The organism is Methylobacterium gossipiicola, assembly GCF_900113485.1.
Taxonomy (GTDB): domain Bacteria; phylum Pseudomonadota; class Alphaproteobacteria; order Rhizobiales; family Beijerinckiaceae; genus Methylobacterium; species Methylobacterium gossipiicola.
The window spans coordinates 1-10,471 of the sequence record NZ_FOPM01000047.1; the positions used below are offsets into that span (position 1 = coordinate 1).

A 10,471-nucleotide genomic window follows, 5' to 3' on the forward strand; every position below is an offset into this window, starting at 1 on the left:
GGTCTCCAGCACGTCCTCGTGCTCCCAACGCGTCACCCGGCGCTCCTTGCCCGTCGTGCAGTCCGTCTTCATCGGACAGGCCGAGCAAACATTCGTCCAGTACCGATGCAGCGTCAGGCCATTCTCCACCGTGGTGTAGCGATGAGACAACGTCTCACCCGCCGGACACACGTAGGCGTTCTCTTCACGACGGTAGAGGAAGTCCTCCTTGCCGAAGCGTCCGGCCGCCTTGGCGCCTGACGTCATGGGCCGGGGCAATGTGACGGAGATGCCGGCGCGTTCGCAGGCGAGAATCTCTTGGCCGGAGTAATACCCACGGTCGGCCACCGCATCGAGCGTGTCCGTCTCCAGGGCCTGCTTGGCCCGCACGGCCATTCCGCTGAGTTGCGCCCGGTCCGAGCCGGCATTCGTGACCGTGTGCGCGACGATGAGATGATGCTCGGTCTCGACCGCCACCGGGACGTTGTAGCCCACCAAGCCCGATCCGCGCCCGCTCGTTGCCATCGAGCGCGCGTCGGGATCGGTCAGCGAGATCTGCCCGGTCGGGCGCCGCCTTCATCTGCTCCTCCAGGCCGGCCAGCCGCTCCATCTCCTGCCCGAGGCGGGCAATCTTCTCCTTCAGCCGCACCACCTTGGCGGCCAGTTCGGGTGTGGGATCCTGACGATCGGCCGTGTCGAGTTGCGAGAGATAGCGCGACCCGCTCTCCTCGATCTGCTGGCGCCGCCGGTCGAGCTTGCCTTGCGTGAAGTTGCGGTCGCGGTTGTTGACCGCCTTGAACTTCGAGCCGTCGATCGCGATGCGCGTCCCCGTTAGAAGACCCATCTCGCGGCACAAGGCGACGAAGCGGGCACAGACGCGCCCGATGGCAAATCCGTTCTGCCGGCGGAACTCGGCGATCGTCTTATGGTCGGGCGACAGCCGGCCCGTCAGCCACATGACCTCGACGTTCCGGCCCGCTTCCCGCTCCAGACGTCGGCTCGACGGGACCCGGTTGAGATAGCCGTAGACGTAAAGCTTCAGAAGGGCTGCGGGATGGTAGCCCGGTCGTCCCGTCCGTGCCGCATCGGCGCCCTCGAAGCCGAGCGCCCCAAGATCCACGGCATCCACGAAGGCATCGACCACGCGGACCGGGTTGTCCTCGGCGATCCAGTCTCCAAGACAAGGCGGAAACAGCGTCGTCTGATCGCGCTCAGCGCCGACAACAAACCGTCCCATGCCCGCCTCCGGTCAACCCGGAGAAGAGTACCATCTTCGGGGGGTTGACAAAGCCAGGGTCGCTGACTGCCGCTGATTGCGTTGACGGCTCCCTCGAAAGAGGAAGGGTCAACCCTTTGCGAGGGCGGCCCTTATTTACTCTAGGTTTCTCTGATGCGGATCGTTGGTGTCCGTAACCGCATCACTGGGTCGGCTATCATCAAGCGGCCAAGCCCGTGCAAGGTTCGCGAGGCACAGCGGTGATGTTGGTGACCCTGCTCGCTATGTTAGCCGCGGATTTCTGCCGACAAACTTAGGCGTACGAAGCCGACACACTACCCTCTCCCACCGACAAACTTACTGCGCGCGCCCCTTCGCCGTTACAGCACCTCGACGCGCGTGCCCACGGGCGTGCGCTCGTAGAGGTCGATGACGTCCTCGTTCATCATCCGGATGCAGCCCGACGAGACGTTCTGGCCGATGGTGTGCGGCTCGTTGGTGCCGTGGATGCGATAGAGCGACGAACCGAGATAGAGGGCGCGGGCGCCTAGGGGATTGGCCGGGCCGCCCGACATGTGCCGGGGCAGATCGGGGCGGCGGCGCAGCATCTCGGCGGGCGGGGTCCAGTCCGGCCATTCGCGCTTCTGGCTGATGGTCTTCAGGCCCGACCAGGCGAAGCCCGGCCGCCCGACGCCGATGCCGTAGCGGATCGCCTTGCCGCCGCCTTGGACGAGGTAGAGGTACTTCGCGGGCGTATCGACCACGATGGTCCCGGGGCGTTGGCCGCCGTCGAAATCCACGACCTGACGGGCGAAGCGCGGATCGGCGGCGCGCGCGATGGCCTGGGTTTCCGGGCGGGCATAGCTGGCCACGGGCTCGGCCCCGGTGCCCGGCGGCAGGGCCGCGAGGCGGAGGCGCGCCGGCGCGGCCACGGGGGCCGCCATCGGCGCCGCCACCGACAGGAGGGCCGGGACCCGGTCGCCCGACTGCAGCCGGCGCGGCGCGGCACCCGGCTCGCGTCCCACGGGTCGAACCGCGGCCACCGGCGCGGCCTCGCTCATGAGGAATTCGATGAAGCCGCCGCCATAGCGCCCGGCGGACGATTGCGCCTGCGCCGCGCCGGCCCCCACGCCCATTCCCATGGCCGAGGCGAGACCGGCCAGGGCCACGTACGCTGCCATCCGCATGATCCTTCCCTCCGACACCGACGACCCCAACGGGTCAGGCATCGGGTGAGGATCGCGGGTCGTCGGGCCGCGTTCGGTGAAGGAACGTGGTGAATCCTTTGCGGAAGCGGCGTCACCGACAGGCGATGCGAGTCAGCGTGAACGGACGGTAAAGGTTGCCGTTTCCTTGCGGCATTCAACAAATAGCAATCAGTTCAGTCCATGGTGCGCCGGCTGACCTCCGCCGGACTCGACCCGACCGATGACCATGAAACGCTACCGCATCGAAGACAGTCTCGGCCTCGCCGTCAGCGCTCCGGCACCGGTCGCGGTCGTGGCCTCCGAAGCGGCGACGCGGAACGACCCTCGCCTCGACGAGATTCTGTCGGCGATCCAGGACCTGCGTCGCGCGACGGCGACGAGCACCGTCGAGACCATGGAGGCGTGCCGCAAGGAGCTGAACGAAGCCTTCGCCATGCGCTCCGAACTCGACGTGATGAAGGAGGCGATCACCCGCACCAAGCTCGAGATCGCCACGCTCTATCGCTCCGAGAACACCGGCAAGGGGATGCGCCGGGTCGCGGGCGAACTCGATGCCGTGGTGGATTCCACCGAGCAGGCGACGAGCACCATCCTCGGCGCCATCGAGGAGATCGAGACCAACGCCAGCATGCTGCGGGCCATGACCACCACCATGGCGGGCCGCGAGAACATCGACGCCATCCTCGACCGCGTGGTCGTCGCCTTCGAGGCCTGCAACTTCCAGGATCTGACGGGCCAGCGCATCACCAAGATCGTCGGCGTGCTCAAATTCATCGAGGATCACCTCGACCGGATGATCGAGGCCTGGGGTGGCCTGGATTCCTTCGCGGAGATTCTCGGCCCCGGCGGCAACACAATCAACATCGACGACGAGAGCTCGCTCCTCAACGGGCCGAAGCTCGACGGCGATGCCGGCCACGTCGATCAGGGCGACATCGACGCGCTGTTCGACTGATCGCCCCTTTCCTCGCGAATCCGCGCGACTTAAATCAGCGCCATGACCCGCGAGAGCAGCCGCGCGACCGCCCCCGGCAAAGGCCTGAACGATGTTCCGCCGGAGGACCTCGACGCGATGGACGAGGCGGACGACGCCTCCGAACACGTCGCCGACGATGCCCCCGAGATCGATTTCGATTTCGAGGAGGGGGCGGTCAAGGCCGGCACCGAGATCATCCGACGGTTCTGGACCACCCTGCCGTCGGGGCCGGGGGTGTACCGCATGTTCGATGCCAAGGGCGACGTGCTCTACGTCGGCAAGGCGAAGAACCTGAAGGCCCGCGTCGGCTCCTACGCGCGGGGCCAGGCGCATTCGAACCGCATCGCCCGGATGATTTCGCAGACGGCGGCGATGGAGTTCGTCACCACCCAGACCGAGACCGAGGCGCTGCTCCTCGAGGCCAACCTCATCAAACAGTTGAAGCCTCGCTTCAACGTGCTGATGCGGGACGATAAATCGTTCCCCTACATCCTCGTCACGGCGGATTCGGAAGCGCCGCAGATCGTGAAGCATCGCGGGGCGCGCCGCCGCAAGGGTTCGTATTACGGCCCCTTCGCCAATGTCTGGGCGGTGAACCGCACGGTGAACGCCCTGCAGCGCGCCTTCCTGCTGCGCACCTGCACGGACAGCTACTACGAGAACCGCACGCGGCCGTGCCTGCTCTACCAGATCAAGCGCTGCGCCGGGCCGTGTACGGCCGAGATCCCGCTGCCCGAGTATCAGGCGCTCGCCGACAACGCCAAGGCGTTCCTCGCCGGCAAGTCCAACGCCGTGAAGGACCGCATGCGCGAGGAGATGCAGGCGGCTTCCGAAGTCATGGAGTTCGAGCGCGCGGCCCGTTTCCGCGACCGCATCGCCGCGCTCTCGGCCATCCAGGGCGTGCAGGGCGTGAACACGCAAGGGGTGGAGGAGGCCGACGTGTTCGCCCTCGACGAGCAGGCCGGTCAGTTCTGCATCGAGGTGTTCTTCTTCCGCAACTTCCAGAACTGGGGCAACCGCGCCTACTTCCCCAAGGCCGACCGCACCATGACGGCCGACGAGGTGCTGGCCTCGTTCATCGGCCAGTTCTACGACGACAAGCCGGCGCCGCGCCTCGTCCTCGTCTCCCACCCCATCGAGGATGCGGAACTCCTCGCCGCCGCCCTGTCGAGCCGCACGGAGTACCGGGTCGATATCCACCAGCCGCAGCGCGGCGAGCGCAAGAACCTCGTGGAGTACGCCCAGCGCAACGCCAAGGAGGCTCTGGGCCGGCGCCTCGCCGACACCGCCTCACAGGGCAAACTCCTGGTGGCCCTCGGCCAATCGTTCGGGCTGCCGGCGGCGCCCCGGCGCATCGAGGTCTACGACAACTCGCACATCATGGGCACGAACGCGGTGGGCGGTATGATCGTCGCCGGGCCGTCGGGCTTCGCCAAGACCCATTACCGCACCTTCAACATCAAGTCCGAGGAGCTGACGCCGGGCGACGATTACGGGATGATGCGCGAGGTGCTGCAGCGGCGCTTCAAGCGGCTGGTGAAGGAGAACCCGCGCACGCCGGCCGTGACGGAGGCCGCCGAGTCTCCTTCGGCGACCGCCGCGCCCGAGGCTCCGGAAGCCGAGTCCGACACCCTGCCGGCCTGGCCGGACCTCGTCCTCGTCGACGGCGGCAAGGGGCAGCTGGACGCCGCCCGCGCGGCGCTCGAAGAGATCGGCGTCACCGACGTCGCCCTGGTGGGCATCGCCAAGGGCCGTGACCGCGATGCCGGGCGCGAGACCTTCTTCGTGCCGGGCCGCCCGCCGTTCAAGCTGCCGCCGCGCGATCCCACCCTCTACTTCGTCCAGCGCCTGCGCGACGAGGCCCACCGCTTCGCCATCGGCACCCACCGAGCCAAGCGCAAGCGCGAGATGGTGAAGAACCCCCTCGACGAGATCGCCGGCATCGGCCCGACGCGCAAGCGGGCGCTCCTGCACCATTTCGGGACCGTGAAGGCGATCCAGCGGGCGGCGTTCGAGGATCTGGCGAAGACGCCGGGCGTCAACGCCGCCACCGCCCGGGCCGTCTACGATTTCTTTCACACACAAACCTAGAGGGCGCGGGTCCAGCATGAGCGAGGCAGAGCGGTTGACCCCCACCCCGCCGCATGGTTTCACCGCGCCGATGGAGCCGACCCGCACCCGCCGCCGTTCGCCGGCCTGGACGCTCGCGAATTGCCTGACCTATGGGCGGCTCGTGGCCGTCCCCGTCGTCGTGGCCCTGTTGTACTGGCCCCTGGAGCACTCCGCCCGTTTCGCGGCGCTCGGCGTCTACATCCTCGCGGCCATCACCGATTACCTCGATGGCTACGTCGCCCGGACCTACGACCAATCGTCGGCGCTGGGCCGCATGCTCGACCCCATCGCCGACAAGCTGCTGGTGGCCGCCTGCCTGCTCATGCTCGCCGCCGACGGCACCATCCGGAGCTGGACCCTATGGGCGGCCATTGTGATCCTGTGCCGCGAGATTCTGGTGTCGGGCCTGCGCGAGTACCTCGCCGAACTCAAAGTCGGCGTGCCGGTCAGCCGGGTCGCCAAGTGGAAGACGACCCTCCAACTCATCGCCCTCGGATTCCTCGTGGCCGGGCCGGCCGGCGAGACGATCCTGCCCGGCACAGTCGAGATCGGCACCTACCTGCTGTGGATCGCCGCGGCCCTCACCCTCTACACCGGGTGGGACTATATGCGGGCGGGCATCAAGCACGTCATCGACGACCCGCGCTGAGGCGGGGCCGAGGCCGGTCCGGCCTCCGCGAGACCACCGAGAGGGACCGTCCCATGAAGCTCGTCTATTTCGCCTGGGTGCGCGAGCGTGTCGGCAAGGCCGAGGAGGTGGTGGACCTGCCGCCCGGCCTCGCCACGGTGTCGGACCTGCTCGCATGGCTGCGCGGCCGGGGCGAGGAATATGCCTACGCCTTCGAGGGCGACGGGGTGGTCCGCGTCGCCGTGGACCGGGTGCACGCCAAGCCCGACGCATCGCTCTTGGGCGCGTCCGAGATCGCGTTCTTCCCGCCCATGACCGGGGGGTGATCGCCGCCGACGAGCGACGGGCAATCCGCGTCGGTCGTCAAGTCCGATCGTTGGGACGCATCCCCTTCCCCGCGAGCGGTGCGAGGGGATGCGCGCCCATGGCGCGGGCGACCCCGCCCGCCGCTGTCAGCCCTCGACCGCGCGTTCGCGCAGGCGCTGCATCACCGCTTCGGGGCTGGCATAGGCCTCCTGATGCACGGCGCTCCAGTAGCGCAGGGCGTCGAGGTCGATGGGTGCGCCCGTGACGGCGCAGCGGACGAAGCGGCCGGGCTTCACCACCCGCATGGTGCCGTCGCCATATTCCACCGTGGCCTCGCCCGAGGCATTGCGTTCAAACCGGCCCAGCATCGTCCCTACCCCGTCGGGTCATCCTGCCCCGCGTTTTAGAAGGGGACGGTGTCCCTGTCGATGATCCCTCGACAGGACTCCCGCATCGGTGCCAAGGATCGCGGATGCGAGATTCCGGGATGGATGCCGAACTCCAGAGCCTGTTCGAGGCTGCCCGCGCTGCCCATACGCGGGCCTACGCACCGTATTCGGGCTTCGCCGTGGGGGCGGCGCTCCGCGACGCGGAAGGCCGCATCCATGCCGGCTGCAACGTCGAGAACGCGGCCTATCCCGTCGGCACCTGCGCCGAGGCCGGCGCCATCGCGGCCATGATGGCGGGGGGCGGACGCCGGATCGCCGCCATGCTGGTACTGGGACCCGGCCCCGGCCTCGTGACGCCCTGCGGCGCCTGTCGGCAGCGGATCCGTGAATTCGCCACGCCCGAAACGCCGATCCACGTCGCCGATACCGATGGGGTTCGGGCCTGCTTCACCCTCGGCGCCCTGTTGCCCGATTCGTTCGGGCCGGAGAACCTGACCGGCGATGCCTGATACCGAAACCCCGATCGCCGCGGCGGCGCGATTCCTGCGGGCGCGGGGCTTCGAAGGCCCCTTCGTCTGTGCCCTCGTCACCGGCACCGGCCTCGGCACCCTGGTCGAGCGTCTCACCAACGCCTGTGCCGTCCCGTATTCCGAGATTCCGGGCTTCCCCGCCCCCGGGGTCAGCGGACATGGCGGGCGTCTCCATGCCGGCACCTTGAGCGGGCGCCGCGTCCTCGTGTTCGAAGGCCGCGCCCATTCCTACGAGGCCGGGAACGCCGCCGCCATGCGGGCTCCCCTCGGGGTGGCGCGGGCGCTCGGCGTCCGCGCCCTGCTGCTCACCAACGCGGCGGGCTCCCTGCGCGCGGAGGTCGGTCCCGGTCGCCTCGTGGCGCTCGCCGACCATATCAACCTGTCGGGCCTCAATCCCCTCATCGGCGAGCCCAGCGACGCGCGGTTCGTGCCCATGGTCGGCGCCTACGATACGGAGTTGCGGGCGACGTTGCACCGGGCGGCACGGGCCTGTGGCATTCCCCTCGGCGACGGGATCTACGCCTGGTTCTGCGGCCCGAGCTTCGAAACCCCGGCGGAAGTCCGCATGGCCGGATTCCTCGGTGCCAACCTCGTCGGCATGTCGACGGTGCCGGAAACGATCCTCGCACGGTTCTTCGGGCTACCGGTGGCGGCGGTTTCAGTCGTCACCAACCTCGCCGCCGGGATCGGCGACGGCGATCCGCATCACACCGAAACCAAGGCGGTGGCGGCCCGCGCCGCCGCCGACCTCGCCCGGCTCGCCGAGGGTTTCGTGAGCCTGCTGCCCGAGAGTGCCCCATGACCGATGCCGAGATCGCGCGGCGCGCCCTCCCCCTCCTCGACCTCACCGACCTGAGCGACGCCTGCACGGCGGCGGACATCACCGCCCTGTGCGCGGCGGCCCGGGCCAGCGGCGTCGCCGCCGTATGCGTCTGGCCGCAATTCGTCGCGCAAGCCGCCCGCGATCTCGCCGGATCGGGCGTCCGCATCGCCACGGTGGTCAATTTTCCGGCCGGCGGCGAAGACGTTGCGGGAACCCTCCGCGAGACCCGCGCGGCCCTCGCGGACGGGGCCGACGAAATCGACCTCGTGCTGCCTTACCCGGCCTTGCGCGACGGACGTCCCGAGGCGGCCCGCGCCATGGTCGACGCCGTCCGGGCAATGTGCGCCGAGACCTGCCTCAAGGTGATCCTCGAGACCGGGATGCTGGCACCCGACCTCATCCGACAGGCGAGTCGCCTCGCCCTCGCGGCGGGCGCCGACATGATCAAGACCTCCACGGGCAAGACCGCCATCTCCGCGACGCCGGAGGCCGCCGAGATCATGCTGGAGGCGATCCGGGACGGCGGCGGTCGCCAGGGCCTCAAGGTATCGGGCGGCCTCCGTACCGTGGCCGACGCCGCCCGGTATCTCGACCTCGCCGACCGGATGATGGGATCGGGTTGGGCGCGCCCCGACACGTTCCGTATCGGGGCCAGCGCCCTGCGCGCCGCCCTCGTCGCCGCCTTGGAGCCGACCGCATGACGCCGCTACGGATGACGCTGCCGCAGGAGACCATCCGGGCCAAGCGTGACGGCCGCGCCCTCGAACCCGCGCAGATCCAGGCGTTCATCGCCGGCCTCATGGACGGGCGCGTCACCGAGGGGCAGGCGGCGGCCTTCGCCATGGCGGTGTACTTTCAAAAGCTGTCCCTGCCCGAGCGCGTCGCCCTGACCGACGCCCTGATGCGGTCCGGCACGGTGCTCGAATGGGATTTGCCCGGGCCCGTCCTCGACAAGCATTCCACCGGCGGGGTCGGTGACGCCGTCAGCCTCGCCCTCGCCCCCCTGGTCGCGGCCTGCGGCGGCTACGTGCCGATGATCACCGGGCGCGGCCTCGGCCATACAGGCGGCACCGTCGACAAGCTCGCCAGTATTCCGGGTTACGATGTCCGCCCCGACCTCGATCGGTTCCGGCGCGTCTCCCGGGACGTCGGCTGCTGCGTCATCGGGCAGACGCCCGACCTCGCCCCGGCCGATGCCCGGCTCTACGCCATCCGCGACGTCACCGGTACGGTGGAATCCCTCGACCTCATCACGGCGTCGATCCTGTCGAAGAAGCTCGCCGCCGGCCTCGACGGCCTCGTGATGGACGTGAAAATCGGTTCCGGCGCCTTCATGGAGAGCCTGGACGCGGCGCGCGGCCTCGGCGAGGCCATCGTGGGCGTGGCGGGAGGCGCCGGCTTGAACACCGTCGCCCTCGTCACCGATATGGATTCGCCCCTGGCCTCCGCCGCCGGCAACGCCCTGGAGGTGGCCTACACCCTGGACTATCTCGCCGGGCGCGTCCGGGAATCGGCCTTTCACACCATCACGCTGGAACTCGGGGCCGAGATGCTGGTGCTCGGTGGCCTTGCGGTCGACCTGCCCGCCGCCCGAGAGCGCCTGACCGAAGCCCTCGACACGGGGCGCGCCCAAGAGATCTTTTCGCGGATGGTGACGGCCCTCGGCGGCCCCGCCGACCTCGCCGAGCATCCGGACCGTTACCTCGCCCGGGCCGAGATTGTCCGGGCGGTGACCGCGCCGGAGCCCGGCTTCGTGGCGCGGGTGGCGACCCGGAGCATCGGTCTTGCGGTCATCGGCCTCGGCGGCGGGCGAACCCGGCCCCAGGACACCATCGATCCGGCCGTGGGATTCACGGGCCTCGCCCGCGTCGGCGAGGCCGTGGGTCCGGATCGGCCCCTCGGGGTGATTCATGCCCGCAGCGTGGACGCGGCGGACGCGGCCGAAGCGGCCCTGCGCGCGGCCTATGGCGTGGCCGAAGGATCGGTCGGTGCAACCCCCCTCCTCCGAGACCGCATCGCCTGACCTTGAGGGCTCATTCCCCCTTCTGGATTCGGGCGTGCCCGATGTGTTTTCCGGTTCTCTGCCCTGGGGCCGCGCGGGGTTCGGCGCTTCGAGGGGCTTATGGGATGCGCGAACGCGAACAGGCCGCGCCCTTTCGGGCGCGGCCTGTTCGGTGTGATCGTTTGGAGGGACTGTTGTGATGTGCTGTGCAGGTCTGGCGGCGACCGACTCTCCCGTGTCTTGAGACACAGTACCATGGGCGCTGGTGCGTTTAACGGCCGAGTTCGAGATGGGATCGGGTT

At 69.1% G+C, this 10,471-nt stretch carries 10 protein-coding genes, 1 rRNA gene and 1 pseudogene; 8 read left to right on the forward strand and 4 right to left on the reverse strand.

Annotated elements, in window-relative coordinates:
- A pseudogene (locus BM249_RS20570) lies at positions 1-1,216 on the reverse strand (IS1182 family transposase); the annotation flags it as partial.
- Positions 1,217-1,575: 359 nt separating this feature from the next.
- The gene (locus tag BM249_RS20575; protein ID WP_091975459.1) at positions 1,576-2,382 is read right to left on the reverse strand and encodes a L,D-transpeptidase; all 807 of its coding nucleotides are present in this window, start codon (positions 2,380-2,382) and stop codon (positions 1,576-1,578) included.
- Positions 2,383-2,623: 241 nt separating this feature from the next.
- Between BM249_RS20575 and BM249_RS20580 the strand changes: the two genes are divergently transcribed.
- The 4 genes from BM249_RS20580 to moaD all read left to right on the forward strand — a co-directional run bounded on the left by BM249_RS20580 (position 2,624) and on the right by moaD (position 6,445).
- A complete protein-coding gene (locus BM249_RS20580) occupies positions 2,624-3,358 on the forward strand; it encodes a chemotaxis protein (protein WP_091975461.1) in 735 nt (244 codons plus the stop codon).
- Between the two features lie 42 nt (positions 3,359-3,400).
- Positions 3,401-5,470, forward strand: a complete 2,070-nt coding sequence (uvrC, locus tag BM249_RS20585) for an excinuclease ABC subunit UvrC (RefSeq protein WP_091975463.1) — start codon at positions 3,401-3,403, stop codon at positions 5,468-5,470.
- A 70-nt stretch (positions 5,471-5,540) separates the two neighbouring features.
- On the forward strand, positions 5,541-6,140 hold the full coding sequence (gene pgsA, locus BM249_RS20590; RefSeq protein WP_091975464.1) for a CDP-diacylglycerol--glycerol-3-phosphate 3-phosphatidyltransferase: 600 nt from the start codon (positions 5,541-5,543) through the stop codon (positions 6,138-6,140).
- A 53-nt stretch (positions 6,141-6,193) separates the two neighbouring features.
- Positions 6,194-6,445, forward strand: coding sequence for a molybdopterin converting factor subunit 1 (moaD, locus tag BM249_RS20595; RefSeq protein ID WP_091975466.1), 252 nt, complete (start codon positions 6,194-6,196; stop codon positions 6,443-6,445).
- Positions 6,446-6,571: 126 nt separating this feature from the next.
- Here moaD and BM249_RS20600 read toward each other — a convergent pair whose 3' ends face one another.
- A complete protein-coding gene (locus tag BM249_RS20600; RefSeq protein ID WP_091975468.1) occupies positions 6,572-6,793 on the reverse strand; it encodes a DUF2093 domain-containing protein in 222 nt (73 codons plus the stop codon).
- 104 nt (positions 6,794-6,897) lie between these two features.
- On the opposite strand from BM249_RS20600, the gene BM249_RS20605 reads away from it, so the two are divergent.
- The 4 genes from BM249_RS20605 to deoA are packed head-to-tail and all read left to right on the forward strand — an operon-like array spanning position 6,898 to position 10,190.
- Complete coding sequence (locus BM249_RS20605) at positions 6,898-7,323, forward strand: cytidine deaminase (RefSeq protein WP_091975470.1); 426 nt, start codon at positions 6,898-6,900, stop codon at positions 7,321-7,323.
- Positions 7,316-8,146 carry a purine-nucleoside phosphorylase gene (locus BM249_RS20610; protein ID WP_091975472.1) on the forward strand — a complete coding sequence of 277 codons (831 nt, stop codon included), beginning with the start codon at positions 7,316-7,318 and terminating at the stop codon, positions 8,144-8,146. Before BM249_RS20605 ends, BM249_RS20610 begins: the two co-directional genes overlap by 8 nt.
- Entirely contained in the window at positions 8,143-8,868 is a 726-nt protein-coding gene (gene deoC, locus BM249_RS20615) for a deoxyribose-phosphate aldolase (protein WP_091975474.1), read from the forward strand. The genes BM249_RS20610 and deoC overlap by 4 nt, the downstream gene beginning before the upstream one ends.
- An 11-nt stretch (positions 8,869-8,879) precedes the next feature.
- On the forward strand, positions 8,880-10,190 hold the full coding sequence (gene deoA / locus BM249_RS20620; RefSeq protein ID WP_091975476.1) for a thymidine phosphorylase: 1,311 nt from the start codon (positions 8,880-8,882) through the stop codon (positions 10,188-10,190).
- Between the two features lie 191 nt (positions 10,191-10,381).
- On the opposite strand, the gene rrf is transcribed toward deoA, so the two are convergent.
- Positions 10,382-10,471 (reverse strand): 5S ribosomal RNA (gene rrf / locus BM249_RS20625); the annotation flags it as partial.

What these genes read in the sequence shown, in the direction of transcription:
- BM249_RS20580 (WP_091975461.1), top strand. Translation starts at nt 2,624, where the DNA reads ATGACCATGAAACGCTACCGCATCGAAGACAGTCTCGGCCTCGCCGTC.
- BM249_RS20610 (WP_091975472.1), top strand. Translation starts at nt 7,316, where the DNA reads ATGCCTGATACCGAAACCCCGATCGCCGCGGCGGCGCGATTCCTGCGG.
- BM249_RS20605 (WP_091975470.1), top strand. Translation starts at nt 6,898, where the DNA reads ATGCGAGATTCCGGGATGGATGCCGAACTCCAGAGCCTGTTCGAGGCT.
- deoA (WP_091975476.1), top strand. Translation starts at nt 8,880, where the DNA reads ATGACGCTGCCGCAGGAGACCATCCGGGCCAAGCGTGACGGCCGCGCC.
- deoC (WP_091975474.1), top strand. Translation starts at nt 8,143, where the DNA reads ATGACCGATGCCGAGATCGCGCGGCGCGCCCTCCCCCTCCTCGACCTC.
- uvrC (WP_091975463.1), top strand. Translation starts at nt 3,401, where the DNA reads ATGACCCGCGAGAGCAGCCGCGCGACCGCCCCCGGCAAAGGCCTGAAC.
- pgsA (WP_091975464.1), top strand. Translation starts at nt 5,541, where the DNA reads ATGGAGCCGACCCGCACCCGCCGCCGTTCGCCGGCCTGGACGCTCGCG.
- moaD (WP_091975466.1), top strand. Translation starts at nt 6,194, where the DNA reads ATGAAGCTCGTCTATTTCGCCTGGGTGCGCGAGCGTGTCGGCAAGGCC.
- BM249_RS20600 (WP_091975468.1), bottom strand. Translation starts at nt 6,793, where the DNA reads ATGCTGGGCCGGTTTGAACGCAATGCCTCGGGCGAGGCCACGGTGGAA.
- BM249_RS20575 (WP_091975459.1), bottom strand. Translation starts at nt 2,382, where the DNA reads ATGCGGATGGCAGCGTACGTGGCCCTGGCCGGTCTCGCCTCGGCCATG.